The sequence below is a fragment of the Sphingomonas sp. Root241 genome, from assembly GCF_001428865.1.
Taxonomy (GTDB): domain Bacteria; phylum Pseudomonadota; class Alphaproteobacteria; order Sphingomonadales; family Sphingomonadaceae; genus Sphingomonas.
The window spans coordinates 1,561,987-1,588,819 of sequence record NZ_LMIV01000001.1 but is presented as its reverse complement, the minus strand read 5'-3'; the positions used below and the strand labels follow the sequence as shown (position 1 = coordinate 1,588,819).

Sequence of the window (26,833 nt, the reverse complement as noted above, 5' to 3'; positions counted from 1 at the left end):
CATGTCTCGCTTACTCTGCGGCTTGCGCCTCGGGCAGATCGGGATCGCCGGCATGGCTGGCGAGAAGTTCGACGGGCGGGATCGATTCGATCTCGCGGGCGCCGGTTTCGATGTTGAGGTCCTTGAGCTTGCGGGCACTGACCAGCGCACGAGTCTCAAGGCTGTTCGCGAAGGTATTGAAATTCTTGACCGCAGTGTTGAGGCCGCTGCCGACGACGCGCAGATCGCCGAGCGCCTTGGCGAGGCGATCGTACAGCTCCTTGCCGAGTTCGCCGATCTGCCGGGCCTCCTTGGCGAGCTTCTCCTGACGCCACACCGCGGCGACCGTGCGCGCGATCGCGATCAGGTTCGTCGGCGTGGCGAGCAGCACGCGCTTTTCGAAGGCGAAGTCCCACAGCGTGTGATCGTGCTCGAGCGCCGCGGAGAGGAAATGCTCGCCCGGCACGAACATGATCACATAATCGGGCGCGTCCTCGAACTGGCTCCAATAGGCCTTGTTGCCGAGCGCGTTGATATGCGCCTTCATCGAGGCGGCGTGCGCGGCGAGGCCGATATGGCGCTCGCTGTCGTCCACTGCGCCGAACGCGTCCTGATAGGCGTTGAGCGAGACCTTTGCGTCGATCACCAGCGCGCGGCCGCCGGGCACGCGGACGATCGCGTCGGGGCGCAGCCGGCCGCCGTCCTCGTGCGCGACGCTGACTTCGGTGGCGAAATCGGTGTGCTCTGCAAGCCCGCAGGTCTCGAGCACGTTCTTGAGCTGCTGTTCGCCCCAGCGGCCGCGCGACTTGGGGGCGTTGCGCAGCGAATTGACCAGCTTGGCGGCTTCGGTGCTGACGCGCTCGGTGCCGATCCGCATCTGCTCGATCTGGCCCTTGAGTTCACCGAAAGCATTGCGGCGCTCGGCCTCGACCTTGGCGACGCCTTCCTCGTAACGCAGCAGGCGATCGTTGACCGGCTGGAGCAGCGATTTGAGATTCTCCCCCGCCATCGCCTCGGATTGCTTGAAGCGATCGTCGGCGCGCTTGAGGAACGCCTCCTGCGCCTCGCCCAGCGCGCGCGCGGCGAGTTCGGCGAAGCGCGCTTCGAGGCCGTTGGTCTCGGCCTTCAAGGTCGCGAGCTCGATATCCTTGCGGTTGAGGTCGGAGATTGCCGCCTTGAAGTCACTTTCCCGCTTGTCGCGTTCGGCGCGGGCCTCCGCGACACCGCGCGAACCGAGGAACCAGCCGAGCGCGAGGCCGCCGAGCAGCGCCGCCAGGATTGCGATGAGAGCGAGCGGGTCCAACTTTGCCTCCGGGAACAGAAGGCGAACCTAGCCGCTAGCGACTCTGGGGGCAACCCATAGTCGTCACCCCGGCCGAAGTGCCGGAGTCCACCATGCGGCTGAGCAATGTCCCTGAACCTCCAGCCGCTTCCGCGCGGCGCGGTGGGCCCCGGCACAAGGCCGGGGTGACGGAGGGCTTACGCCGCGGCCTTGCGCGCCTTGGTGAGCTTCTTGAGGATCATGTCGCGCTTGAGGCGCGAGAGATGGTCGATGAAGACGATCCCCTCGAGATGGTCCATCTCGTGCTGGATGCAGGTGGCGAGCAGGCCCTCGAACAGCTCGTCATGGGCTTCGCCCTGCTCATCGAGCCATTTGACGCGGCAGCGCGCGGGGCGTTCGACATCGGCGAACTGCTCGGGGATCGAGAGACAGCCTTCGGTATAGACCGAATGCTCTTCGGCGGGATCGAGGATCTCGGGATTGATGAAGACGCGGGGTGCACGGATCGGCTTGCCCTCCTCGTCTTCCTCCTCCTGCAGGTCCATGACGATGACGCGCTTGGGCACGCCGACCTGGATCGCGGCGAGGCCGATGCCGGGGGCGTCGTACATCGTATCGAACATGTCGGCGATCAGCGCGCGCAGTTCGTCGTTCACCTCCTCGACGGGCTGGGAGATGAGGCGCAGGCGCGGGTCCGGGACTTCGACGATGGGTAACAGAGCCATAAAGCCGATTTAATTCGCGACCCGCTCCGCCGCAAGGGTGGGAAATTACGCGACCGGGCGACGCGCGCGGAGTGCCTGGGCGAGCGTGCCTTCGTCGAGATAATCGAGCTCGCCGCCGACCGGCAGGCCGTGGGCGAGCTGGGTGATGCGCACCGGATAGGCCTCCAGCCGCTCGGCGAGATAGTGCGCAGTGGTCTGGCCGTCGAGCGTGGCGTTCATCGCGAGGACGACTTCGTCGATCCCGCCGGCGGCGACGCGGCGGACAAGGCCGTCGACGCGCAGATCCTCGGGGCGGATGCCTTCGAGCGCGGAGAGGCGGCCGCCGAGCACGTGGAACTTGCCGGGGAACAGCCGCGAGCGATCGAGCGCCCAGAGATCGGCGACTTCCTCGACCACGCACAGCGCGCGGGCGTCGCGGCGCGGATCGGCGCAGATCGCGCAGGGGTCGCTGGTATCGACATTGCCGCAGATCCCGCAGGTGCTGAGCCGGCGGCTGACCGCGGTGAGCGCCGAGAGCAACGGATCGAGCGCGGTCTCGCGCTTCTTGAGCAGATGGAGCACCGCGCGGCGCGCCGAGCGCGGGCCGAGCCCGGGAAGGCGGGACAGCGCCTGGGTCAGTGCCTCGATTTCGGGGGATGCCATGCGGGAGAGATAGCCATGCGGGAACAGAAAGGAAACTCCCCTGCCCGCTCCGTCATCCCGGCTTTCGCCGGGGGGACGATTGTGGGTAAGGGCAGTCCATGCGGATCATCTTCATGGGAACCCCCGAATTCGCCGTCCCCGTGCTCGATGCGCTGGTCGCGGCTGGGCACGACGTCGTGGCGGCATACAGCCAGCCGCCGCGGCGCGGGAATCGGGGCAAGACTGCGCCCTCGCCGGTGCATGCGCGCGCCGAGGCACTGGGGATCGAGGTGCGTACTTTGCTCTCCTTCCGCAAGGAACCCGAAGCGATCCATGCCTTCGCGGCGCTGGAGGCGGACGTGGCGGTGGTCGCGGCCTATGGGCTGATCCTGCCGGTTGCGGTGCTGGAAGCACCACGGCTGGGGTGCCTCAACGTGCACGGCTCGCTGCTGCCGCGCTGGCGGGGGGCGGCGCCGATCCAGCGGGCGATCCTTGCCGGGGATGCCGAGACGGGGGTCGGGATCATGCAGATGGAGGCGGGGCTCGATACCGGGCCGGTGCGGCTCGAGGGACGGACGCCCGTGGATGGCAAGACTGCGGGCGCGCTCACTGCCGAGCTGAGCGCGATGGGCGCGCGGCTGATGGTCCAGGTGTTGGCCGATGTGGATCGCTATCCGGCGGTGCCGCAGTCCGAGGATGGCGTCACCTATGCGGCGAAGATCGACAAGGCCGAGGCGCGGCTGGATTTCTCGAAGCCGGCGGTGGAGGTCGAGCGGCAGGTGCGCGCGTTCAACCCGGCGCCGGGGGCATTCTTCGAGGTCCATGGCGAGCGCGTGCGGGTGCATGCCGCCACCGTCCTGGCGGAGCGCGGAGAGGCCGGCATTGTGATCGACGATCAGATGACGATCGCCTGCAGCGAAGGCGCGATCCGGCCGACCCTGGTCCAGCGCGCGGGGCGTGGCGTCATGACGTCGGAGGAGCTGCTGCGCGGCTTCCCCATCCCTTCGGGCACGCGGCTTTGACGCGGTTCGCGCTCACCGTGGAGTTTGACGGCCGGCCGTTCATGGGCTGGCAGCGGCAGGATCATGGCCCGAGTGTCCAGCAGGCGATCGAGGATGCGGCGTTCGCGGTGACCGGCGAGACGGTCGTGGTGCATGCGGCGGGGCGCACCGATGCGGGGGTGCACGGGCTGGGCATGCGCGCGCATCTCGACATTGCACGGGAGATCACCCCGTTCCGGTTGATGGAGGCGCTCAACGCCCGGCTGCGCCCGCATCCGGTGGCGGTGCTCGACTGCGTCGGGGTGGCGGACGATTGGCATGCGCGCTTCTCGTGCCTGGCGCGGCATTACGAATATCGCATCGTCACGCGGCGCGCGCCGCTCACCTGGGAGAAGGGGCTGGCGTGGCGGATCCCCGCCGAACTCGATGCACGCGCGATGCACGCGGCGGCGCAATCGCTGGTGGGGCGGCATGACTTCACCACCTTCCGCTCGGCGCATTGCCAGTCCGAGAGCCCGGTCAAGACGCTCGACCGGCTCGACGTGTCACGCGACGGCGACCGATTGCTGGTCCACGCCTCGGCGCGCTCGTTCCTGCACCATCAGGTGCGATCGATGGTCGGGTGCCTGGGGCTGGTGGGCCAGGGCAAATGGAGCGCGGAAGACCTGCGCGACGCTCTCGAGGCGCGCGATCGGGCGCGGCTGGGACTGAACGCGCCGCCCGACGGGCTGTTCTTCGTGCGGGCGGATTATCCTGGAGATTGATCCAGCTGCGTTGAAGCACTCGTGTTCCCCGGCGAAGGCCGGGGCCCAGTTCCGACGGACTTGAGAAGACATCCCGCCCTCGACGGCAGCTCGCGACTGGGCCCCGGCCTTCGCCGGGGAACAGATTCAACAAGCTGAATCTGCCTCTAACGGCTGAACTGCGCGGCGAGCTCGACATGCGTCGACCAGCGGAACTGGCCTACCGGCCGGATCCAGTCGAGCCGGTATCCACCTTGAGATAGAATCTCGGCATCCCGAGCGAAGGTACTGGGATTGCACGAGACATAGGCGATCAGCGGCGCAGTGGACTTGGCGATCTCGGCAACCTGCTCGCGGGCGCCCGCGCGGGGCGGATCGAGGATGACGGCGCCGAAATTGGAGAGGTCGCTTGCAGTGACCGGGCGGCGGAACAGGTCGCGATGCTCGGCGAAAACGGGCCGCCCGGCAGCGCCCGCCGCGGCCTTCAATGCCATGACCGGATCGCGGGCGGCTTCGGCGGCGTAGACCTTGGCCTTGGGGAAAGCGAAGGTGAAGGTGCCGAGACCGGCGAAGAGATCGGCGACTGCCTTCGCCTTGCCGGCGATCTCCTGCACCGCCGCGACCAGAGCCGCCTCGCCCTCAAGCGTGGCCTGAAGGAAATTGCCCGGCGGGAACGGCACCGGAACCCCGCTCAGCGTCACGGTGACCGGCTCGGGCTCGTAGCGCGCGGTGGGGCCGAAGCCCTCGTCGATCGACAGGCGGGCGAGGTGATGACGGTGCGAGAAGGCGCTCAGTGCCTCGGCCGCGGCGAGACCCTCGGCTTCGAGGCCGTCGATCAGGACATCGGGACCCTGATCGGTCTGTGCGAGATGGACGTTGATCCGCCGCGTCCCGGGGATCAACGCCGCCAGCATGCCGCGCAAGGGGGCGACCAACGCGAACAGCTCGGGAGCGAGGATCCAGCATTCCTCCACGTCGATCAGCTCGTGGCTGCCCTGCCGGGTGAAGCCGAGGCGCACCTGTCGGCCGCGGCGCTCGGCGTGGAGCGTGGCACGGCGGCGCGTGTTGGGCGGCGAGAGCAAAGGCGCGCGAATATCCGCCTCGAGGCCTTGCGCGGCCAGCGCGCCGGCGATGCGATCGGCGATGAACTGCGACCAGCTGATATCGTCGAGATGCTGGAGCTGGCAGCCTCCGCATTCGGGGAAATGCTTGCACGGCGGCGTCTGGTGATGCCGGCCGGGGACGATCGTCCCCTCGGACGTGACATGGTCGCCCGGCGCGGCGAAGGCGACATGGCGGCCATCCGCAGTGACGCCATCGCCACGCGCGGCTACCCGCAGCACTTCGTCGTCGTTCACAGGCATTCCGAAACCGCCCCCGGGATATGCATGACCAGTGCATCGGCGATCAGCGCCGGTCCCGCAAGCTGCGCGGCGCGGGCGTGGAGCCAGGTCGCGGCCTCGGCCGGTGCGGTCCCCTTCCCGCCCTGCACGATCTGCGCCGCGAGAAGGCCGGCGAGGACGTCGCCGGTCCCCGCGGTGGAGAGCCAAGGCGAGGCGCCGGCTAGGACACGGACATCCCCCTTCGGCGAGGCGATCACGGTGTCGGCGCCCTTGTGGACGATCGTCGAGCGCGCTTCGGCGGCTGCGGCGAGCGTGCGATCGATCTTGCCGCCTTCGCCCGCGAACATCCGGTCGAACTCGCCCGAATGCGGGGTGATCCAGGTCGGCGCGGCGCGGGTCTCGAGCCAGCGCGTAGCGCCGGTGCCGAGCAGGGTCAGCGCATCGCCGTCGAGGACCAGAGGCTTGGGCACGGCGAAGGCGGCGCGGAGAAAGGCCTCGGCGCGGCGATCGCGGCCGAGACCGGGGCCGAGCACGACGGCGTCGATACGGTCCCAGCCGAGGAATTCGGTCAGATCCTCGGCGCTGCGCACTTCGCGGCGGACGAGCGCGTCGGGGCCGTCGCCCCAGGGACGATCGCCGGCGAGCACCACATAGCCCGCTCCGCCCGCCATCGCGGCGCGGGCGGCTAGGCGCGCGGCACCGGGCATCGCGCCCTCGATCACCGCCACGAGGCCGCGGCTGTATTTGTGGCTATGCGCGCCCGGAGCTTCGAGCCGCGGCCGCGAAACGGTGCGGCAGCGGGTGTCCACCGGGATATCCAAATCGGCGAGCAGCACCTTGCCGCAGCGCTCGAGCCCAGCATCGAGGACATGGGCCGGCTTCAGCGCGCCCAGCGCGAGCGTGACGTCAATGCCCCTGGGAGCGCCGAGATCGGCGCCGGTGTCGGTATCGAGTCCCGAAGGCAAGTCGATCGAGAGGGTGAATTCGGCCTGTTTGCACAGATCGGCGAAAACGGCGGCCAGGCCGCGTTCGAGCGGGCGCGTCATGCCGGTGCCGAACAGCCCGTCGACCAGTACCGGGCTCGGGCGCGCGGCGTAGAGCGCGCTGGTGGGCCCATGCCACAAAGCGTGCATGCGCTCGGCGGCACCCGATGCGGGGGCGCCGGTGGCGACGAGGCTGACGTCATGGCCCTCGGCGTGGAGCAGCCGCGCGGCGACATAGGCGTCGCCGCCATTGTTGCCGGGGCCGGCGAGGATCAGGATCGGGCGGCCCATCGCGAAGCGCGCGGTCTCGCGGGCGACTGCCGCCCCTGCCTGCTCCATCAGCGTGTCCTGCGCGACTCCGCTGGCGAACACCGCCTGCTCGGCGGCGCGCATCTCGGCGGCGGTGACGATCGGGGCGCCCGAGGGAATCATTGCACCGGTTCGCGGACCGTGGCGGGCAGCCGATAGCGCGCGCCGCCGAGTTCGACTTCGATGCGGTCGGCGGCGAGCGGCGTCACTTTCGCGGGTTCGGCACCGTCAGCGGCGATCACGCCGCGGCCGTCACGGGTGATCTGCAGCCGGTGGAAGGCGCCGTCGGGGTGGCGGAGGGTTAGGATGACGCCGTTGGGGGTTTCGGTGCGGTCCACGGTGCAGACCGGGGCGAACTCTGGGCTACCGGGGGCGGCGCAGGGGATTTTGGGGGCTTCGGATTGGGCGGGCGCGATTTGATTGGGCGCCTGTGCAGGCGATTCAACCGCATTTTCAGTCGGTTGGGCCCCGCAACCGGCGAGAGATAAGGCGACAGCCAACGCCCCAAGCACGCCCCTCCCTGCAAGGGAGGGGATGGGGGTGGGTGCGAGCGGAGCGAGCCCATCGACGCAGCTCGTTGGGCGCGCCCCTGCGGGTCGCGCACCCACCCCTAACCCCTCCCTTGCAGGGAGGGGAATGGAGACTCAAATATCCGCGTAGACATGGCGTTCGGCGCTGGCTCCCGGATGCGTCACTGCGCCCTTATAGGCGGGGCCGACGGTTCGGGAATAGCGCCACAGCGCGCCGGACTGGTAATCGTTGACGCGCGGCTGCCATTTGGCGCGGCGTGCGGCGAGCACATCCTCGGGAACATCGAGGTCGATCGTGCCGGCTTCGGCGTCGATGCGGATGATGTCGCCATTTTGGACCAGGGCGATCGGCCCGCCCTCCGCCGCTTCGGGCCCGACATGGCCGATGCAGAAGCCGCGGGTGGCGCCCGAGAAGCGCCCGTCCGTGATCAACGCCACCTTCTCGCCCATGCCGAGGCCATAGAGCGCCGCGGTGGTCGACAGCATCTCGCGCATGCCGGGGCCGCCTTTGGGGCCTTCATAGCGGATGATGAGGACCTCGCCTTCCCTGATCCGGCGATTCTCGACCGCTTCGAAGCAATCCTCCTCGCAATCGAACACATGGGCAGGCCCGGTGAACTGCAGGCGGTGCATGCCGGCGACCTTCACGATCGCGCCCTCGGGGGCGAGGCTGCCGCGCAGACCCACGACGCCGCCGGTGGGCGAGAGCGGCGTCTTGACGTCATAGATGACCTTCTGGTCGGGGTTCCACGTGACCTGGTCGATATTCTCGCCCAGCGTCTTGCCCGTCACCGTCATGCAATTGCCGTCGAGGAATCCGCCGGCAAGCATCGTCTTCATCAGCATGTAGACCCCGCCGGCTTCGTGCATATCCTTGGCGACGTACTTGCCGCCCGGTTTCAGGTCAGCGATGTAAGGAGTTGATTTAAAGGCCTCCGCTACGTCGTGGAGATCGAATTCGATCCCAGCCTCGCTCGCCATGGCCGGCAAGTGCAGCGCGGCGTTGGTCGAGCCGCCGGTAGCCGCCACCACGCGTGCGGCATTGATGAACGCCTCGCGGGTGCAGATGTCGCGCGGGCGCAGGTTGCGCTCGATCAGGTTCATCACCTGGTGCCCGGCGGCGACGGCGATCTGCTCGCGCGACTGGTATGGCGCAGGGACCATGTTCGAATTGGGCAGCGACAGGCCGATCGCCTCGCCGACACAGGCCATGGTGTTGGCAGTGAACTGGCCGCCGCAGGCGCCATGGCCCGGGCACGCGACCTTCTCGAGCGCGGTCAGCTCGTGGAGCGGGCAATTGCCGGCGGCGAACCTGCCCACCGCCTCGAACACATCGACGACGGTGACGTCCTTGTCGTGGAAGCGACCGGGCAGGATCGAGCCGCCATAGACGAAGATGGAAGGCACGTTGAGGCGGAGCATCGCCATCATCATACCGGGGAGCGACTTGTCGCAGCCGGCGAAGGCGACGAGCGCGTCATAGCAATGGCCGCGGACGCTGAGCTCGACCGAATCGGCGATCACTTCGCGGCTGACCAGCGAGGACTTCATTCCCTGATGGCCCATCGCGATGCCGTCGGTGACGGTGATCGTGTTGAAGCGGCGCGGCATGCCGCCATTGGCGATCACGCCCTCGCGCGCGGCATCGGCCTGGAAATCGAGCGTGGTGTTGCACGGCGCGCTGTCGTTGCCGGCGCTGGCGATCCCGACGAAGGGCTTGGCGATATCCTCTTCGGGAATGCCCATCGCGTAATAATAGCTGCGGTGCGGCGCGCGCTCGGGTCCGACGGAAACGTGGCGGCTGGGAAGGCGGGACTTGTCGAATCGGTTTGTCATGGCGCGCAAGCCTATGTCGCGGGAGGGGTAGTTTGCGCAAGACTATTACGCCCCTTTCGTCATCCCGGCGAAAGCCGGGATCTCAGGCCAGCGGCGTGAACCCTTCTCATGAGATCCCGGCTTTCGCCGGGATGACGGCTTTCAAATGGGCTGCAAGGCTAGCAAGCAGCGTCGCCCATCGCTCGATTCCGGCGGGATCGCGAATGAGGTCGTTGCGGACCTCGATCGCAACCGAGGGAATGCCGTTCGCCTCGGCGTGGCGATTGAGCGTGGCGTTGAGCAGGCGGCCCGAATAAGGCTCGTTGTCGCCGGTGACGAAGCCTTGGTCGCGGAAGAACTCTATCGCCGGACGCGCGGCGCGGGCATCGCGGTTGTAGAGCACGCCGACCTGCCAGGGGCGATCGGTGCCGCCATGTTCGAGGCATGGCGTGAAGCTGTGGATCGAGAGGATCAGCTTGGGTCGCCGCGCGCGGATGCGGCGCGCGAGAAAGCGGTGGTACGGCGCATGAAAGCGGGCGATCCGCGCGGCGCGATCCATGGTATCGTTGCCCGGGATCAGATGGCCGTCGCTGCGATGGGGGATCAGGCTGACATGATCCGGCTCGCGGTGGAGATCGATCACCAGCCGCGAGACGGTGGCGAGGATCGCGGGGCAATCGAGCCGCGCGGCGAGGCTGCGGGTGAGCGGGCCAGCGCCGATGTCGACGGCGATGTGGAGATCGAGCAGTTCTGGAGCGATTCCGAGATCCACATCGGCGGGCACTGCATTTGAGGCGTGATCGCAGAGCAGCAGGATATCCTGCTGTTTTCCTTCGATGATATCAGCGGCATCACTCATTGATAGTGGGGCTTTCGGCGTTCGCGGAAGGCGGCGAGACCTTCGGCGAACTCGGCACTGCCGAACGCATCGTCGAACGCCTGATCGAGTCCCTCGCCACCGCGTAGTGTGCGCTTGAGCAGGCGCACCGCTTGCGGCGCGTTGCCGGCGATCGCGGAGGCAAGCGCGGCCGCTGTTTCATCGGCTTTCTTCGACCGCAGTTCGACCAGCCCGATGCGCTTGGCTTCGTCGGGGACGAGCCGGTCGCCGGTGAACAGCATCAGCGAGGCCATGCCCTGCCCCACCTTCGCCGCCAGCCGAGCGACGTCTTCCTGCGGATAGCCCAAGCCGAGCCGCGCGGGCGTGGTGGCGAACTCGGCATGGTTGCCGGCGACCCGGATATCGGCGGCGAGGATCAGCGCGACCGCAGCGCCGAAGCAGCCGCCGTCGATCGCGGCGATCACCGGCATCGGGAGCGCCGCGACTGCCTCGATCGCGTCGCGCATGGCGGTGCGGAAGATCGGGCGAAGTTCCGGATCGTCGGCGAGCGCCTCGAACTCGCGGACATCGGCGCCGGCGGAGAAGATGCCGGGGACGTCGGACTTGAGGATCACGACACGAGCGTCGCCGACATCGCGCGCGGCGGCGGCAAGCGCCTGCCATGCGGCAATGGGCAGCGCGTTCTTCGCTTCGGGGCGGGCCAGCGCGATGGTCGCGACCGGGCCGTCGCGGGTGAGGTGGATCATGTCCGCGCTCTGCCCGATCAAGCCGCTTCTGTCACGCCGGTGGGTTGCGGCGCAAGGCATTGCCCGATAGCCCGCCGCGCATGACCAATATCGTCGGCCATGTCGCGGCGCTCAACCGCTTTCCCGTCAAATCCATGGCGGGCGAGAAGCTCGCGGTCGCCGAGATCGACTGGCAGGGGATCGAGGGCGACCGGCAATATGCCTTCCTCCGCAAAGCCAACGGCACGCGCTTCCCCTGGCTGACTGCGCGCGAAGTGCCGGCGATGGTGCTGCACCACGCCAGCTTCACCGATCCGGGAGCGCCCAAGACCTCCCCAGTGCTGGTCGAAACGCCGGACGGGGCGGCAGTGTCGCTCCACGATCCGTTGTTGCACGCGCATCTCGAGACTGCCGCGGGGGAGCCGATCGGGCTGGTCCAGGTCGCGCGGGGCATCTACGATTCGATGCCGATCTCGATCGTGACGACCGCGAGCCACGCCAGCGTCGAGACGGTCCATGGCTGCGCGCTCGATCCCCGGCGCTTCCGCGCGAACATCCTGGTCGAAAGCGAATTGCCGGTGAACGAATGGCAGGGACTGCGGCTCGCCTTCGGCAACGAGGCCGACGGCGCGGTGGTGCAGATGGCCGATCCGATCCCGCGCTGCGTGCTGATCACGCTCGATCCCGATACTGCCGCGAAGGACGTGCGCGTGCTCCGGACGGTCGCGCAGCAGTTCGGCAATGCCTACGGCGTCTATGCGACGCCGGCGCGGCCGGGGCTGATCCGGGCGGGGGATCCGGTGCGGGTGGTGGACTGACGAAGCTGCCTGCAAGCGGTGCCGATCCGCGCTCGTCAGCCGATAAGGCCTGTGAGGTGCAGCGCCACACCGACGGCCGACGTCGCCGCCAAAGTGACGAGCACCCCGGCATTGAAGCGGAAGATCGCGATCACCGCGGCGGCCGAAAGCGCCAGCGCCCAGAGATCCACGCTCGCCAGGATCGGCATGTCGAAGCGCACCGGGCCCGCCGCGAACGGAACGACCTGGCGGAAGATGCTGTGGATCGCGAACCAGATCGCGAGGTTGAGCACGACGCCGACCACCGCCGCGGTGATCCCCGACAGCGCCCCGGCCAATGCCGCATTCCCTCGCAAGCGCTCGATGAACGGCGCGCCGAGGAATATCCACAGGAAGCACGGGACGAAGGTCACCCAGGTTGCGAGCAGCCCCCCTAGGGTGCCGGCCACCAGCGGCGAGAGCAGTCCGGGATCGCGATAGGCGCCGAGGAACCCGACATATTGGAGCACCATGATCAGCGGCCCGGGAGTGGTTTCCGCCATGCCGAGGCCGTCGAGCATCTCCTCGGGGCGGAGCCAGTGATAGGATTGCACGGCTTCCTGCGCGACGTACGCCAGCACCGCATAGGCGCCCCCGAACGTCACCATCGCCATCTTGGAGAAGAAGGTCGCGATCTGGCTGAACACATTGTCCGGCCCGAGCGCGAGAACCAAGGCCGCCACCGGGACGAGCCACAGAGCGAGCCAGATCAGCGCCACGCGCAGCGATTGCCCCATTGTCGGGCGCGCGTGTGCCGGAAGTTCCTCGCCGAGCAGCGTTTCGGAATCCGCGACGAGGGCGCCACCGCTTGCTTTATGGCCACCGCCGGCGCGGAACTCCGCCCTTCCCGCCCGCCCGCCGACATAGCCGATGAGCGCGGCGCCCAGCACGATGATCGGGAACGGCACGCCGAGGAAGAAGATCAGCACGAAGGCAAAAGCTGCGAGGCCGCGCATGACGTTGTTCTTCAGCGCCCGCTTGCCGAGGCGCACCACGGCGTGGAGCACGATGGCGAGCACCGCGGCCTTGAGCCCGAAGAACAGTGCCGACACGAAGCCCACCGCGCCGAACAGCACGTAGATCCAGCTCAGGGCCATGATCGAGAGGGCGCCCGGCAGCACGAAGAGCCCGCCGGCGACGATGCCGCCGCGCGTCTTGTGCATCAGCCAGCCGATATAGGTGGCAAGCTGCTGCGCCTCGGGGCCGGGCAACAGCATGCAATAGTTCAATGCGTGCAGGAACCGCTCCTCGCCGATCCAGCGCTTCTCCTCGACGAGGATGCGGTGCATCACCGCTATCTGCCCGGCCGGGCCGCCGAAGGACAGGGCGGCGATCCGCAACCAGACCCAAAAGGCCTCGGCAAGAGGTACAGCGGCGGGACGCTGCCGGGTGGAGACGGCAACGGCCGCCATGCTTGCCGCGGTCATGCCCGCACCTTGGCCGGCTTGTGCGACGTCCAGTTGTGCGTCTCGCCGCGCGCGTCGCGGCACCAGCGGTAGAAGGCATCGTAAAGCGCCATGCCCGCCTCGAGCTGCTCGAGATCGTCGGCGTACATGCGCGACAGGCCGAGCGACGCCGCCAGCAGCCCGGCGGCCTCGGGGATGATCTCGGGCCGTCCCGTGTCCGCACCCCGCACGATCGTGGCGAGATGCGCCAGCGGCTCGATGCCGCCCAGCCCGAACTCTTCCACCATCAGGTCGAAGGTGCAGCGCTCGCCGCGATGGCTCCAGAATACGTCCTTGCCTTCGAGGTCATAGGCCGCACCCCCGAACTGCGCAGCCACGTCGAGCACGTCGGAGGGCGGCACGTAGAGAAACACCGCCTGCGGATCGACGAAGCGGCGGACCAGCCACGGGCAGGCGATGCGGTCGACCTTGGGGCGCGCCCGCGTGACCCAGACGGTCCTTCCCTCGGCATTCCGGGCGGGCAGCGGCGCTTCGGGGACGAGCGGAAGCCCCTCCCCGCGCCAGCCGCCGAATCCGCCTTCGAGCGCCTCCGCGGAAATCCCGGCATGGCGCAGCCAGGCGGCGACGCCCTGACTGGCGGCGAGGCCGTCATCGCAGGCGACGATCACGTTGCGGCCCGCGAACTGGTCGGCCCAGCCGGCGACGTCGCCCGCCCGGCGGCGCAGCGCTCCGGGAATGAAGCGCGGATCCACCGCGAAGCTCTCATCTTCACGAAGGTCGACGATCGCGGGCGCGTTCGCTGTGCCGATGAGACGGACGAGCTTGTCGATGGCGATCGAATTCTGAACAGGCATGATGCGTCCCTTATATCGAAATCAGGACGCGATGCTTCGGCTGACGCCTCGTGGGGAGATCGCATTCCCCATGGCTCCAAAATGAGCGCGAGACTCGTTCCTTGTCAAGCGCAGCCGCCGATTTGTATCCGCGCAGAAACCGGCTTTTGCTAAGGCCGGGTTTCACCCATCATCGTCCAGGAAAGCCCCGCCGCATGACTTTTCCGAATATCGAGCGCCTCGTCGCGATCATGGCGCGGTTGCGTGATCCAAAGACCGGGTGCGAATGGGATACGGTCCAGACCTTCGAGACGATCGCGCCCTATACGATCGAGGAAGCCTATGAGGTCGCCGACGCTTGCCAGCGCGGCGACATGGCCGATCTCAAGGACGAGCTCGGCGACCTGCTGCTCCAGGTCGTGTTCCACAGCCGCATGGCCGAGGAAGCCGGCCATTTCGCGCTGGCCGACGTCGTCGCCGCGATCAGCGACAAGATGGAGCGCCGCCATCCGCACATCTTTCTCGGGCAGGCCGAGGGCGGTCATCATTTGTGGGAACAAATCAAGGCCGCGGAACGGAGCGCCAAGGGGCACGAAAGCGCGGGAGCCGTAAGTGCCCTGGAGGGCGTCGCGCTCGGCCTTCCCGCCTTGCTTCGTGCCGAAAAGCTCCAGAAGCGCGCCGCGCGCACCGGCTTCGACTGGCCCGACGCCAGCGGCGCCCGCGCCAAGATCGACGAGGAACTCGCCGAGGTGGAAGCCGCGGCGACGCAGGAGGAGCGCGAGGAAGAGATTGGCGATCTGCTGTTCGCGGTGGTCAATTGGGCACGCAAGCAAGGCGTGGATCCCGAAGCTGCTCTGCGCGGGGCGAATGCCAAGTTCGAGCGGCGCTTCAAGGCGATGGAAGTCGAGGCCGGCGAAGCGTTCGCCGGGCTGGATCTCGACGGCAAGGAAGCCCTGTGGGTCAAGGCCAAGCGCGGATGACGCATCGATTGCAATGTAGGATTTCGTCTGCTCGACTGGAAAAGGCCGTCATCCCGGCGAACGCCGGGACCTCAGGCGGCAAGCGCGATGCTCTTTGAACCCGTGAACCCCTCGACATCCCGGCCAATACCGGCATCGCCACCCCCATAATCGTCACCCCGGCGAACGCCGGGACCCAAAGCCGGCGGCCGTGCCGCTCGTGGCTCCGAATCCCGGCATGCCGCGATGACGGATATGCGCGCGCCGTCTCACAAACAGGGAATCCGCACACCCGCCCGTGTCAACTTCGGCGACTATTTGTTCCCCGTTCCCCTTAGCGAACGGACAATATCGGCACACCACGGCAAAACCCGCTTTTTCGCGTCCCCATTGTCCGCCTTCACCCTGCCGGATCGGGAATCGCCCCGTTTCAGCGGGCCTGAACGCGGATTATCGGCAAGGTGCCCGGCGCGAAGCGCGAATAGGTCATGTTGACCGCGGCGATGTTGCGGCGCTGCCCGTTGAGCTTCTGCGGCGCGGTGCAGGTGCCGGCATTGAGAATCCGGCGCACCGGCAGATCCTGCACGCCGCCATTCTGGAACCGCACGGTCAGGCGGGTGAAGTGGATCGGGCGATTGAGCGCGCAGACGCGGATCTGGCGGTCGCGCATGTTGCCGCGCAGATTGATGGTGTCCCGATCGCTGCCGCGGCTCACCGTCTTGTAGCCGACGGTACGCCAGCCCGCCTGCGCCTGCGCGGCGGTGGCAGTACCAAGGGCGGTGGCGCCGAGCGACAGGACAAGGAAAGGAAGGATTTTCATAGGCATCACTCCATGTCCCCCGCCCGTGCCGATTTTAGCACAAACGTTCCGGCGTCAAAACCAGCTTGGAATCGTCGCTTTATGCGCGGCGCGTCTCGAACCGCTCATAATCCCGCGGCGCCATCCGGACTTCGTAGACCGATTGCGGGCCTTCGACTCGCTGCTCGATCACTTCACCATGCTGGTGGAGCCACGCGGCCCCCGCCCCATCGGCCGGATCGAGCGCGATCGTGTAGCGGCGATGCCCTTCGGTGAGCCGCGCGGCGACGGTTTCGATCAGCGTGTCCACCCCCTCCCCGGTCACTGCGGAGATCGGCATCACGTCGTCGCGCTTGCCGGCATCCTCCAGCAATTGGGCGCGGCGTTCCCCGTCGAGCAGATCGAGCTTGTTCCACGCCTCGAACCGCGGCGTCGCCTCGGCCACGCCGATCTCGCTCAGCACTTTCTCGACATCGGCGCGCTGCGCCTCGCTGTCCGGATGCGCGATGTCGCGGACATGGATCAGCAGGTCGGCCGACACCACTTCCTCCAGCGTCGCCTTGAACGCCGCGACGAGCTGGGTCGGCAGTTCGGAGACGAACCCCACCGTGTCGGACAGGATCGCCTTGTCGATGCCCGGCAGTGAGATCTGCCGCAACGTCGGATCCAGCGTCGCGAAGAGCAGGTCTTCCGCCATGACGTCAGATCCGGTCAAGCGGTTGAAAAGCGTGGATTTTCCTGCGTTCGTATAGCCTACCAATGCGATCACCGGCCACGGCGCACGCTGGCGGCGGTCGCGGTGGAGCGTGCGGGTGCGGCTGACCTGGTCGAGCTCCTTGCGCAGCCGCGCCATCCGGTCGCGGATCAGGCGCCTGTCGGCCTCGATCTGGGTCTCGCCCGGGCCGCCGAGGAAGCCGAAGCCGCCGCGCTGGCGCTCGAGGTGAGTCCAGCTGCGCACCAGCCGGCCTGCCTGGTAATCGAGATGCGCGAGCTCGACCTGCAGCCGCCCCTCGGCGGTGCGCGCGCGCTCGCCGAAGATCTCGAGGATCAGCCCGGTACGGTCGATCACCTTGCAGCCGAGCGCCGTCTCGAGATTGCGCTGCTGCACCGGGGTTAAGGCCGCATCGAAAACGGCGAGCTGAAGTTCTTGATCTCGAACGGTTTCTGCGATGGCGTCGACCTGCCCGGACCCGATCAGCGTCCCCGGCTTGGGCTGGCGCAGCTTGACCGCGACCTTCTCACGCACTTCCACGCCGATGGCAGCGGCAAGGCCGGCGGTCTCCTCGAGACGTGCCTCGGCGTCGCGTGAGCTGCCGCCCATCTCGGGATAGACGACGATCGCGCGCGCGCCGCGGGAGAACTCGTCGGCGTCACGATCGAAACCGGTACTCATGCGTCCTCAATCGCCGTCGGGGACGGCGGTTTCCTCGGCGAGGTTGAGCGGGTGCGCCGGCTGGATGGTCGACACCGCGTGCTTGTAGACCAATTGCGCCATGCCCTCGCGCTGGAGCAGCATGCAGAACAGGTCGAATGCGGCGATCTGGCCCTGGAGCATGACGCCGTTCACCAGGAACATCGTCACGTTTTCCTGCTGCTTGCGCACGGCGTTGAGGAAAATCTCCTGCAGAACCGGGTTCTTGTGCTGGAATTCTCCGGCCGCTTCGAGAAGCGCGGCGAGGTCCACGGGGCCGGCGGGCATGATCGTCGAGATGGCGTGCTTGTAGATCAGCTGCGACTGGCCGTCGCGGCGGAGCAGCACCGAGAAATTGTCGAACCAGGTGACGATCCCCTGGAGCTTGACGCCCTTCACGAGGAACATCGTCACCGGCACCTTGGAGCGCCGAAGCGAGTTGAGGAAAAGGTCCTGAAGCGAGGTCTGCTTTTCGGCCAAGAGTGGCTCCATTTTATTGGCGGGTACTGTCCCGCTGAGCGCCGTTCTCCGGCGTCGGAGTTGCGCCCCCGAGCGCGGGCGCATCGCCTCAATGTAGGCGTTTCGCGAGCGCGCGTAAACACCTGCGGTGGTGAGGCGGTATCGCATCCAAATAAGTTGCAACACGGTTCTGCTGAGCCCGGTTGACAATTGAATTGGGATCATCCCAAAATAATATTTCTAAAAACGTGATTCCGGCAAAAAGGAGTTATCTGGTGAAGCACCTTAAATACGCCGCTGCATGTGTGGTCTTTACGCTCGGATTCGCGGCATGCCCCGCGAATGCTCAGCAATACAACGACGATACACCGATCGGTAGCGATACTCCTGAGCAGGCAATGGCTTGGGCACAAGCATTTTGCGGGGCCAACAGTCTCGAAGTTACCGGCTATACTTCGTATCAACAGTGCGTTGATGATGTATTTATTCAGACTACGCCGGGACCGTTTAGCGTAGGAGACAGCGCGTCCTATATGATTGCGTTACCCAGCGGTGGCCAGGCGTGTCGTTATTACGGGTCACCGGGACGCCTTGGGTTAGGCGGCTGCTGAGGACGTTCGACGCTTTGCGCAATGATGCACTGGTGTCTGTGGTTTGGAGGGAAGGTTGGGCTAAACGCGCTTCCCTCCTTATCGCGGGCGCGTAGGGCTTCGCACCGACATTTGATCCGCGTGAGCTGTGCTCAAACTGCGCGCCAGGAGACCTATTCCTCGCGCGTCTCGGTGATGCCCAGCAGCTTCAATTTGCGGTGAAGTGCCGACCGCTCCATCCCGATGAAGCTGGCGGTGCGCGAGATGTTGCCCGAGAAGCGGCGGATCTGGACGCGCAGATATTCGCGCTCGAAGGTCTCGCGCGCTTCCTTGAGCGGTGCGCCCATGATCGCATTGGCGCCGACGCCGCCCCCGATATCGCCGGGCTTGCCGAGCACTTCGGGGGGCAGCAGGTCGAGGTCGATCCGTCCGATCCGGTCGCCCGGGGCGAGGATCACGGTGCGCTCGACGACGTTGCGCAGCTGGCGGACATTGCCCGGCCATTCATAGCTCTGCAGCGCGACCATCGCGTCGGGCGCCACTTCGGGCGTCGGCACGCGGCGCTCGCTGGCATAATGCGCGACGAAATGCTCGACGAGCACGGGAATGTCCTCGCGCCGCTCGGTGAGCGGCGGGATCAGCACCGGCACCACGTTGAGCCGGTAATAGAGATCCTCGCGGAAGCGCGCCGCGGCGATCTCCGCCATCAGGTCGCGCGCAGTGGCGGAGACGACGCGGACATCGACCTTGACCACGCGGGTGCCGCCCACCCGGCTGAAGCTCTGGTCGGTGAGCACACGCAGGATCCGCGCCTGCGTCGCCACCGGCATGTCGGCGATCTCATCGAGGAACAGGGTGCCGCCATGCGCCTGTTCGAGCAGGCCGGGGCGGACGAGATCGCCCCCCTCCTCCACGCCGAACAATTCCTCTTCGACGCGCTCCGGCGTCATCCGCGCCGCGCTGACGATCACGAACGGGGCGGACGTGCGCTGGCTCCACCCGTGGAGCAGCCGTGCCGCGACTTCCTTGCCCACGCCGGGGCCGCCGGTGATCAGCACGCGGCTGCCGGTCGAAGCGACGCGCTTCAGCGTGGCGCGCACGGTGTTGATCGCCGCCGAATTGCCGGTCAGGTCGTTCTCGCGGCCTACCGAGGCGCGCAGCGACACGACTTCGCGGCGCAGGCGCTCGGTCTCGGTGGCTCGCTCGACGAGCAGCAGCAGCCGCTCGGCCTCGAACGGCTTCTCGATGAAGTCGACCGCGCCGCGGCGGATCGCGGCAACTGCGGTGTCGATATTGCCATGCCCCGAGATCACCAGCACGGGGATCGAAGGGTCGCGCCGCTTCATCTCGTCGAGCAATTCGAGCCCGTCGAGCCGCGAACCCTGCAGCCATACGTCGAGCAGCACCAGGCTCGGCCGGCGCTCGGCGATGGCTTCCAATGCGGCATCGCTGTCGGCGGCGCCGCGCGTGGCATAGCCTTCGTCCTCCAGCACACCCGCGACCAGCTCGCGGATGTCGCGTTCGTCGTCGACGACGAGGATATCGAGGCTCATGAGGATTTTCCGGTTCTGGTAAGGGCCGGCGCGCGCGGCTCGGCGGCGTCGGCATCGGTGTTCTGGAGCTCGAGCTTCTCGAGCGCTTCGGTGTCGAAGCAGATGGTGACGACGGTGCCGCCGCCGTCGCGGTCGGTGAAGGCGATCGTGCCGAAATGCTCCTCGACGATCTTCTTGACGATCGCGAGGCCGAGCCCGGTACCGCGGCTGCGGGTGGTCATATAGGGCTCGACGATGCGATCGCGCTCGACCGGCAGCCCGACGCCGTTGTCGGTGACGGTCAGCAGGATGCGGTGCGCGTCTTCCCTGCGGATCGTGAGCACCACTTCGCCCTGCGCCAGCGCCTCGCCCTCGCCGCGCGCCTCGATCGCCTCGACGGCATTCTTGATGACGTTGGTGAGCGCCTGCCCCATCTGCCGGCGATCGCTGACCAGGCTCGGCGGATCCTCCGGCGAGTCGAGCTCGAAGCGGATCGTCGGGTGCGCGACTTCGTGGAGGAACATCGCCTGCCGCGCGATATCGAGCAGCGATTCGCGGCGGAACAGCGGCTTGGGCATCCGCGCGAAGGACGAGAATTCGTCGACCATCCGCCGCAGATCGCCGACCTGGCGGATGATCGTGCCGGTCAACTGGCCGAACACGCCCTCCCCGCCTTCGATCTGCTTGCCGTAGCGGCGCTGGAGGCGCTCGGCGGCGAGCTGGATCGGCGTGAGCGGGTTCTTGATCTCGTGCGCGATCCGCCGCGCGACGTCGGACCAGGCGGCGCGGCGCTGATCGAGCAATTGCTGGGTGATGTCATCGAAGGTGAGCACCTGCCCCGCTTCGTCCGAAGTGATCTTCACTGCGAGCGTCCGCGCCTCGCCACCCACGGTGACCTGCGCCACCGCCTCGCGCTCGGGGCTGTCGAGCAAGGCGTCGAGCTCGGGGGCGATAATGCCCAGAGGTTTGCCGAGCGACTCCGCCTCGCTCCGCCTGAGCAAAGCCAGTGCCGAGGCATTCATCAGCCGCACCGTCCGATCGGAGGCGATCGACACGACGCCCGCCGAGACGCCCGACATCACCGCCTCGATCAACGCACGCCGGCTCTCCAGCTGGGCGTTCGCAGTGACGAGTTCCGATGTCTGCTCCTCCAGACGCTCGGTCATCCCGTTGAACGCGGTCCCAAGGGTGCCGATTTCGTCTTGCGTTTTCGGTATGGGCACCCGCGCCGTGAAGTCGCCTCCCGCAATGCGCCGCGCGGCGCCCACCAGCTGGTTGATCGGCCGCACCAGCCGATCGGCGAACATGAGTGCCGCGAGCATCGTCAGTCCGACGATCAGCAGCGCCACGACGAAGAGCGCGATATTGAACTTGAGCTGGAGCGACAGCGCCCGTTGCTGAATGGAGGAATATTCGCGGTTGAGTGCGTCCGCGGAGGTTACCTGGCGGTTGAGGAATTCCACGTTCACGCTGGTGGCAGCGTAGAGGTACAGATTGTCCGTGCCGGTCACCTGCGTGATCACCCAGATCGCCTGAGCGTCACGATCGACATAGGGGAACCGCCCTGATTGCCGCAGGGCACCGATAAGCTTCGGATTGACGCGCCGCGCGAACGTCGCCTCGGGAGGCGGATTGAAAGTGTAGAGCGGCTGGACAGGTTGACCCGGCTCATAAACGAAGAGCACGGACTGTTCGAGATTCCGCCAATAGGTCTGCTGGTCGAAAAAGGCCTGAAACTCGCGGGATCGCAGAGGTATGCGCGGATATTCGCGCGCGAGGTCGACCGTGATGGCATTGGCCTCCCCCGCCCAGCGCTGCGCGACCAGGGTTTGCCCCTCTTCGGCTAGCTTGAGCGAAGCGTTGAACGCGGTCTGTGCCCGGTCGGAAAGCCAGAACTGGGTCCCGGACTGGAACATCACCGACGCCGCAATCACCGTCAGCACGATCGGGACGCTCGCGATCAGCGAGAACATCGCGACCAGCCGGACATGGAGTCGGCCTCCGCCGCCAACCGCGGATCGTGTGGCGCGCCGACGGGCGATCCTGCGTCCGGCGAGGACGATCAGCGCGACCAGCGGCACGAGATTGGCGAACAGGAGCAACACGCCGGCAAGCGGGCTCAACAGCCGTCCCGTCGCATCGGTGCGTTGAACAATCAGATATGTCGCAATAGCGGCGCAGATCGCGAGGCAGAGAACGGTCACCTCTACCGCGGGCGTGACGCTCAACCGCCGCTTGCGCGGTGCGGCTTCGGTCAACTGCTCGGTCACGGCATCCATCGTTGCTTGGATACAACGAGATTGTGGCCGAAAGAACACATAATTTTCGGCTAATCGTCACAAACCGTCGTTAAGCGGCACCGTCCGATCGATCCGAGCCCATCTCGATGCCCAGTGTGTCGAGCCGTTTCCGGAGCGTGTTGCGGTTGATCCCCAGCGCCCGCGCGGCGCGGAGCTGGTTGTTCTGGTGGCGCGCCAGCATCGCCTCGATCAGCGGGCGCTCGACTTCACCGATGATGCGTTCGTAGAGGCTGCCGTCGTCGAGCGCGCGCGGCTCCTCGATCGCCATGCGTTCGAGTCGTGCGCGCACCGCGGCATCGATCCCGGCATCGCGAGCCTCAGGTTGGAAACTGCCCGCCTCCCCCAACGCGCGGCGGATCGCATCGCCGTCGATCCACTCGTCGCGGCTGAGAGCGGCGATGCGGCGCATCAGATTTTCGAGCTGACGTACATTGCCGGGCCAGTCAAAGCCCTCGAGCACGGCGATTGCGTCCTTGCCGAGCTGCTTGCGCGGCAGCCCCGCCTCGGCGGCACGATCGAGGAAATGGCGCGCGAGCAACGGCACGTCCTGGCGGCGTTCGCGCAAGGCTGGCAGGTTCACCGGAACGACGTTGAGCCGATAGAACAGGTCTTCGCGGAATTGCCCCGTCTGGACGAGCTGGGCCAGGTCCTTGTTGGTCGCCGCGACGATGCGGACATCTGCGCGGATGGTCCGTGCCCCACCCACGGTTGTGAACTCGCCTGACTGGAGCACCCGCAGCAGCCGCGTCTGCGCATCCATCGGCATGTCGCCAATCTCGTCGAGGAAGAGCGTGCCTCCAGCCGCCTGCTCGAACTTGCCCGCGACGCGCGTCGCCGCGCCGGTAAAGGCGCCGCGCTCGTGCCCGAACAGTTCCGCCTCGATCAGCTCGCGTGGGATCGCCGCCATGTTGAGCGCCACGAACGGCGCACGGCGGCGCGGACCCATTTCGTGGATCGCCTGCGCGACGAGTTCCTTGCCCGTCCCCGACTCGCCCGAGATCAGCACCGTCAGGTCGTTCGAGACGACCCGGGCGATCACGCGATAGACTTCCTGCATCGCCGGCGAGCGGCCGATCAGCGACGGCCCCCCGCCGACCTCGGCCTCGGCCAGCTCGGCCGGCTCACGCTGCCGGCGCGCGATCGCGCCGCGCACTGCCTGGGCGAGCACATCGAGATCGAACGGTTTGGGAAGGTAATCAAACGCGCCGACTTCGGTCGCGCGCACCGCCGTCGCCAACGTGTTCTGCGCGGAGAAGACGATGATCGGCAGCTCGGGATGCTCGCCGGCGAGGCCCGCCGCGACGTCGAGCCCGTTGCCGTCGGGAAGCACCACGTCGGTCACCAGCACGTCGGGCACTTCCGATGCCAGTGCGCGGCGCAGTTCGGCCACGCTCGCCGCAGTCGTCACCCGATGCCCCTCACGCTTGAGCGCGGCGGCGACCACAGTGCGGATCGCGCTGTCGTCATCGACGATCAGGACCGAACCGCTCATGACGCCCTCTGCAGCAGGATACGAAACACCGTGACCTCGGGATCACGCTCGCGGGCATATTGGACGATCCCGCCCATGTCGCGGACCAGCTTCTCGACCAAAGGCAATCCCAGCCCCTTCCCTTCCGGCTTGCCCGAGACGAACGGCTCGAACAGATGTTCGGCGATATCGGCCGGCGCACCGGGGCCATTGTCGCTAACGAGGATCTCGATCGGCAGCGGCTGGCGCGGGCGGCCCGGGCCGGTGCTCACCGACATGCCGTGGCGATAGGCGGTCGCCAGCGTGATCCGCGGCCCGGCGGTGTCGCACAGCGCCTCGGCAGCGTTCTTGAGCAGATTGAGCAGCACCTGGAGAAAAGCGTCAGAGTCGATCAGGACCGGCGGCAGCGAAGGATCGAAGCGTTCCTCGATCGTCACTTCGCGCGCGAAGCCCGCCAGCGCTACGCGCCGCGCGTGATCGAGCAATGGATAGACGTTGGTCGGCTCCAGCTTGAGCGGGCGCGTGTCGGTGAAATCCTGCATCCGATCGATCAGCATGACGATCCGGTCGACTTCGGTGGTGATCAGCTGGGTGAGTTCGCCATCCTCGCCGCCGCTCTGGAGCAATTGCGCGGCGCCGCGGATCCCCGAAAGCGGGTTCTTGATCTCGTGTGCGAGCATCGCCGCCGCTCCCACCGCCGCGCGCGCGCCAGCGGTGCGATCGGCGCCCTGCGCCACGCGGCGCGACTGTGGGGCGTGGTGGAGCGTGACGATCCGCCAGCCGGGCTGGTCGGCGATCAGCGTCTCGACGAAATCGACTCGGATGCGCGGCCCGCGGATCGCTTCGATCTCGATGTCGAACGCCGCGAAGCCATGGCCGTCGCGCCGGTCGGCATAGTCCGCCGGCGGGAGCAGCACTGCGTCATAGGGCTGCCCGACCATCGTCGTCTCGCTATGATTGAGCAGCAATTCGCAGGCCGAATTGGCATGGGCGATGCGGCCGTCGGGATCGATCACCAGCACTGCGACGGGTAAGGCCGCAAACAGCTCGCCGAAGCCGGGTCCCTTTAGAGGCTCCGGCCTGGCGCGCCTCAGGCCGCCGCGCGCGAAGACCATGGCGCGTAGAATTCGGCGAGCATATCGAGCACGCGCACGGGATCGGAGATCTTGTTGACGTTGTTGCGGAACTCGGCCGAGCCGTGGATACCCTTGGTGTACCAGCCGATATGCTTGCGCATCATGTTGACGCCGACCTCGTTGCCATAATGGCTGAGCGTGTCGACATAATGTTCTACGATCACACGATATTGCTCGTCGAACGAGGGATCCGGCAGCGCATCCTTGCCGGTCAGCGCGTCCATCACCTGGCGCAGGATCCACGGCTTCCCATAGGCGCCGCGGCCGATCATCACGCCGTCCGCGCCTGATTGCTCAAGTGCGGTCCGCGCATCCTCGATCGTGCAGATGTCGCCATTGACGATCACCGGAATCGACACCGCATCCTTCACCGTGTGGATGAAGCCCCAGTCGGCCGAGCCCTTGTACATCTGGTTGCGGGTGCGGCCGTGGACGGTGATCATCTTCGCCCCTAGGTCCTCGGCGATGTGCGCGAGCTCGGGGGCGTTGAGGCTGGCATGGTCCCAGCCCATCCGCATCTTGACCGTGACGGGCACGCTGACCGCCTTCACGCATGCTTCGATCAGCGATGCGGCGAGCTTCAAGTCGCGCATCAGCGCAGAGCCGGCGTCGCCGCTGGTCACTTTCCGGACCGGGCAGCCCATGTTGATGTCGACGATCGCGGCGCCTCGGTCCTCGCTCAGCTTCGCCGCCTCGGCCATCTCGTGCGGCGTGCAGCCCACGAGCTGCATCGATACCGGATCCTCGATCGGGTCCCAGGCGAACTTCTGCAGCGACTGGCGCGTCTCGCGGATCGCCGCCTGGCTGGCGACCATCTCGGTGACGTTGAGCCCCGAACCATAGCGCCGCACGACCCGGCGGAACGGCAAATCCGTCACGCCGGTCATTGGCGCGAGCAGCACCGGTGCTTCGACCCGGACGGGGCCGATCTGGATGGGAGCGAGTTCGCGCATGATCTGCCTGAAAAATAGGCAGCGACGCCTAGCGGCACAAGCCCGGATTGGCAAGGCAGGGCTTCCCCGCTACGCCGCGCGCCCATGGGCAAGACTGCAGCGCTGATCGTCGCCGCCGGGCAGGGAACGCGGATCGGCGGAACCGTGCCCAAACAATTCGCGCCGCTCGCCGGCAGGCCGATGCTCGCGCACAGCTTCGCGGCCCTATCGTCGCATCCCGCGATCGACAGCGTCATGGTGGTCATTGGCGAAGGACAGGAAGCCGCGCTTCACGACTCTCTCGGCCCTGTTCCCTTCGTGATCGGCGGCGCTTCTAGGCGCGAGTCGGTTGCGAACGGTCTCGCCGTGATCGACGTCGAGCGGGTGCTGATCCATGACGCTGCCCGCCCTTTTCTTTCGCACATCGTGATCGATGCCCTCCTCACGGCACTGGAAACACACGCGGGCGCCCTCCCCGCCCTCCCCGTCGCCGACACGCTCGCGCAAGGCGGTAAGACGCTCGGCGAAACCGTGCCACGCGCCGGTCTGGTCCGCGTCCAGACGCCGCAGGCATTCCACACCGCCACGATCCGCGAAGCGCACAGCGCCTGGCCTGCGGATCGCGAAGCCACCGACGACGCGCAGATGGTCCGCGCGCTGGGGCGCACAGTCGCCCTCGTCCCCGGAGACATCACCCTGGAGAAGATCACCCACCCCGCCGATTTCGCCGCCGCCGAGGCGCGACATGCCGCCGCGATGCGCGTCCGCACCGCGCAAGGCTTCGACGTCCACCGCTTCGCCGCGGGTGAGGAATTGTGGCTCGGCGGCGTCCGCATCCCCCATGACAAGGGCTTGTCGGGGCATAGCGATGCGGATGTCGCGCTCCATGCGATCACCGACGCGTTGCTCGGAGTCATTGGCGCAGGCGATATCGGCATGCATTTTCCGCCCAGCGACCCGCAGTGGCGCGGTGTCGCCTCGGCGCGGTTCCTTGAGCATGCGGCAAGCCTGCTCGTGGCGCAGGGCGGCGTGATCGACTTCATCGACCTGACGATCATCTGCGAGGCGCCGAAGATCGGCCCGCATCGGGACAGTATCCGCGCGAGCATCGCGGCGATCCTGCACCTGCCGGCCGCACGGATCAGCGTGAAGGCCACCACCACCGAGAGGCTGGGCTTCACCGGGCGTGGCGAAGGCATGGCCGCGCAGGCGATCGCCACGGTTCGTCTCCCTGCGGACAACGCCTGACTCGCGTTCGACACATCTCGGTGGCAC

The 26,833-nt window shown here is 67.2% G+C and carries 25 protein-coding genes; 6 read left to right on the top strand and 19 right to left on the bottom strand.

The genetic code is table 11. From position 1 onward, the window contains the following. Positions 1-10: 10 nt before the first annotated feature. From ASE13_RS07430 to recR, 3 genes are all read right to left on the bottom strand, one after another. Positions 11-1,282, bottom strand: a complete 1,272-nt coding sequence (locus ASE13_RS07430) for a DNA recombination protein RmuC (protein ID WP_056613149.1) — start codon at positions 1,280-1,282, stop codon at positions 11-13. Between the two features lie 176 nt (positions 1,283-1,458). Continuing rightward, on the bottom strand, positions 1,459-1,986 hold the full coding sequence (gene def / locus ASE13_RS07425; RefSeq protein ID WP_056613147.1) for a peptide deformylase: 528 nt from the start codon (positions 1,984-1,986) through the stop codon (positions 1,459-1,461). A gap of 45 nt (positions 1,987-2,031) precedes the next feature. Continuing rightward, positions 2,032-2,628, bottom strand: a complete 597-nt coding sequence (gene recR / locus ASE13_RS07420) for a recombination mediator RecR (RefSeq protein ID WP_056613146.1) — start codon at positions 2,626-2,628, stop codon at positions 2,032-2,034. Positions 2,629-2,726: 98 nt separating this feature from the next. Here recR and fmt point away from each other — a divergent pair, with 98 nt between their 5' ends. Together fmt and truA are read left to right on the top strand one after the other, a co-directional pair. Continuing rightward, positions 2,727-3,629, top strand: a complete 903-nt coding sequence (fmt, locus tag ASE13_RS07415) for a methionyl-tRNA formyltransferase (protein ID WP_056613143.1) — start codon at positions 2,727-2,729, stop codon at positions 3,627-3,629. Further along, the gene (gene truA, locus ASE13_RS07410) at positions 3,626-4,372 is read left to right on the top strand and encodes a tRNA pseudouridine(38-40) synthase TruA (protein ID WP_056613141.1); all 747 of its coding nucleotides are present in this window, start codon (positions 3,626-3,628) and stop codon (positions 4,370-4,372) included. The genes fmt and truA overlap by 4 nt, the downstream gene beginning before the upstream one ends. A 146-nt stretch (positions 4,373-4,518) precedes the next feature. Here truA and ASE13_RS07405 read toward each other — a convergent pair whose 3' ends face one another. The 6 genes from ASE13_RS07405 to ASE13_RS07380 form a co-directional block, all read right to left on the bottom strand. After that, a complete protein-coding gene (locus tag ASE13_RS07405) occupies positions 4,519-5,715 on the bottom strand; it encodes a class I SAM-dependent RNA methyltransferase (protein WP_056613138.1) in 1,197 nt (398 codons plus the stop codon). Continuing rightward, positions 5,706-7,109, bottom strand: a complete 1,404-nt coding sequence (locus tag ASE13_RS07400; RefSeq protein WP_056613136.1) for a bifunctional ADP-dependent NAD(P)H-hydrate dehydratase/NAD(P)H-hydrate epimerase — start codon at positions 7,107-7,109, stop codon at positions 5,706-5,708. The genes ASE13_RS07405 and ASE13_RS07400 overlap by 10 nt, the downstream gene beginning before the upstream one ends. After that, a complete protein-coding gene (locus ASE13_RS07395; protein ID WP_235536873.1) occupies positions 7,106-7,324 on the bottom strand; it encodes a hypothetical protein in 219 nt (72 codons plus the stop codon). Before ASE13_RS07395 ends, ASE13_RS07400 begins: the two co-directional genes overlap by 4 nt. 306 nt (positions 7,325-7,630) lie before the next feature. Then, a complete protein-coding gene (gene ilvD, locus ASE13_RS07390) occupies positions 7,631-9,352 on the bottom strand; it encodes a dihydroxy-acid dehydratase (protein ID WP_056613134.1) in 1,722 nt (573 codons plus the stop codon). 106 nt (positions 9,353-9,458) lie between these two features. Continuing rightward, positions 9,459-10,190, bottom strand: coding sequence for an N-formylglutamate amidohydrolase (locus ASE13_RS07385; RefSeq protein WP_056613131.1), 732 nt, complete (start codon positions 10,188-10,190; stop codon positions 9,459-9,461). Continuing rightward, positions 10,187-10,915 (bottom strand): enoyl-CoA hydratase/isomerase family protein, encoded by a 729-nt coding sequence (locus ASE13_RS07380; RefSeq protein WP_056614877.1) that lies wholly within the window; start codon positions 10,913-10,915, stop codon positions 10,187-10,189. Before ASE13_RS07380 ends, ASE13_RS07385 begins: the two co-directional genes overlap by 4 nt. Positions 10,916-10,995: 80 nt before the next feature. On the opposite strand from ASE13_RS07380, the gene ASE13_RS07375 reads away from it, so the two are divergent. Further along, positions 10,996-11,712 (top strand): MOSC domain-containing protein, encoded by a 717-nt coding sequence (locus ASE13_RS07375; RefSeq protein WP_056613129.1) that lies wholly within the window; start codon positions 10,996-10,998, stop codon positions 11,710-11,712. A 35-nt stretch (positions 11,713-11,747) separates the two neighbouring features. On the opposite strand, the gene chrA is transcribed toward ASE13_RS07375, so the two are convergent. Then, positions 11,748-13,157, bottom strand: coding sequence for a chromate efflux transporter (gene chrA / locus ASE13_RS07370; protein WP_056613127.1), 1,410 nt, complete (start codon positions 13,155-13,157; stop codon positions 11,748-11,750). Then, positions 13,154-13,990, bottom strand: a complete 837-nt coding sequence (locus tag ASE13_RS07365) for a chromate resistance protein ChrB domain-containing protein (RefSeq protein WP_056613125.1) — start codon at positions 13,988-13,990, stop codon at positions 13,154-13,156. The genes chrA and ASE13_RS07365 overlap by 4 nt, the downstream gene beginning before the upstream one ends. 194 nt (positions 13,991-14,184) lie before the next feature. Between ASE13_RS07365 and mazG the strand changes: the two genes are divergently transcribed. Continuing rightward, positions 14,185-14,949, top strand: coding sequence for a nucleoside triphosphate pyrophosphohydrolase (gene mazG / locus ASE13_RS07360; protein ID WP_056613123.1), 765 nt, complete (start codon positions 14,185-14,187; stop codon positions 14,947-14,949). Between the two features lie 409 nt (positions 14,950-15,358). Here mazG and ASE13_RS07355 read toward each other — a convergent pair whose 3' ends face one another. The 3 genes from ASE13_RS07355 to hfq all read right to left on the bottom strand — a co-directional run bounded on the left by ASE13_RS07355 (position 15,359) and on the right by hfq (position 17,702). Continuing rightward, on the bottom strand, positions 15,359-15,748 hold the full coding sequence (locus ASE13_RS07355; RefSeq protein WP_056613121.1) for a hypothetical protein: 390 nt from the start codon (positions 15,746-15,748) through the stop codon (positions 15,359-15,361). A 79-nt stretch (positions 15,749-15,827) separates the two neighbouring features. Next, positions 15,828-17,120, bottom strand: a complete 1,293-nt coding sequence (gene hflX / locus ASE13_RS07350; protein WP_056613119.1) for a GTPase HflX — start codon at positions 17,118-17,120, stop codon at positions 15,828-15,830. Between the two features lie 6 nt (positions 17,121-17,126). Continuing rightward, positions 17,127-17,702 carry an RNA chaperone Hfq gene (gene hfq, locus ASE13_RS07345; RefSeq protein ID WP_268801285.1) on the bottom strand — a complete coding sequence of 192 codons (576 nt, stop codon included), beginning with the start codon at positions 17,700-17,702 and terminating at the stop codon, positions 17,127-17,129. 98 nt (positions 17,703-17,800) lie between these two features. Here hfq and ASE13_RS19770 point away from each other — a divergent pair, with 98 nt between their 5' ends. Next, complete coding sequence (locus ASE13_RS19770) at positions 17,801-18,208, top strand: hypothetical protein (RefSeq protein WP_156404777.1); 408 nt, start codon at positions 17,801-17,803, stop codon at positions 18,206-18,208. 152 nt (positions 18,209-18,360) lie between these two features. On the opposite strand, the gene ASE13_RS07340 is transcribed toward ASE13_RS19770, so the two are convergent. The 5 genes from ASE13_RS07340 to dusB all read right to left on the bottom strand — a co-directional run bounded on the left by ASE13_RS07340 (position 18,361) and on the right by dusB (position 25,579). Beyond that, positions 18,361-19,740 (bottom strand): sigma-54-dependent transcriptional regulator, encoded by a 1,380-nt coding sequence (locus ASE13_RS07340; RefSeq protein WP_056613117.1) that lies wholly within the window; start codon positions 19,738-19,740, stop codon positions 18,361-18,363. Next, on the bottom strand, positions 19,737-21,998 hold the full coding sequence (locus ASE13_RS07335) for a sensor histidine kinase NtrY-like (protein ID WP_056613116.1): 2,262 nt from the start codon (positions 21,996-21,998) through the stop codon (positions 19,737-19,739). The genes ASE13_RS07340 and ASE13_RS07335 overlap by 4 nt, the downstream gene beginning before the upstream one ends. Before the next feature lie 70 nt (positions 21,999-22,068). Beyond that, positions 22,069-23,511 carry a nitrogen regulation protein NR(I) gene (gene ntrC / locus ASE13_RS07330; RefSeq protein ID WP_056613114.1) on the bottom strand — a complete coding sequence of 481 codons (1,443 nt, stop codon included), beginning with the start codon at positions 23,509-23,511 and terminating at the stop codon, positions 22,069-22,071. Continuing rightward, a complete protein-coding gene (locus ASE13_RS07325; RefSeq protein ID WP_056613113.1) occupies positions 23,508-24,605 on the bottom strand; it encodes a two-component system sensor histidine kinase NtrB in 1,098 nt (365 codons plus the stop codon). Before ASE13_RS07325 ends, ntrC begins: the two co-directional genes overlap by 4 nt. Then, positions 24,581-25,579, bottom strand: a complete 999-nt coding sequence (gene dusB, locus ASE13_RS07320) for a tRNA dihydrouridine synthase DusB (protein WP_056613111.1) — start codon at positions 25,577-25,579, stop codon at positions 24,581-24,583. The genes ASE13_RS07325 and dusB overlap by 25 nt, the downstream gene beginning before the upstream one ends. Before the next feature lie 84 nt (positions 25,580-25,663). Between dusB and ASE13_RS07315 the strand changes: the two genes are divergently transcribed. After that, entirely contained in the window at positions 25,664-26,806 is a 1,143-nt protein-coding gene (locus tag ASE13_RS07315; RefSeq protein WP_056613108.1) for a bifunctional 2-C-methyl-D-erythritol 4-phosphate cytidylyltransferase/2-C-methyl-D-erythritol 2,4-cyclodiphosphate synthase, read from the top strand. Positions 26,807-26,833: the final 27 nt, after the last annotated feature.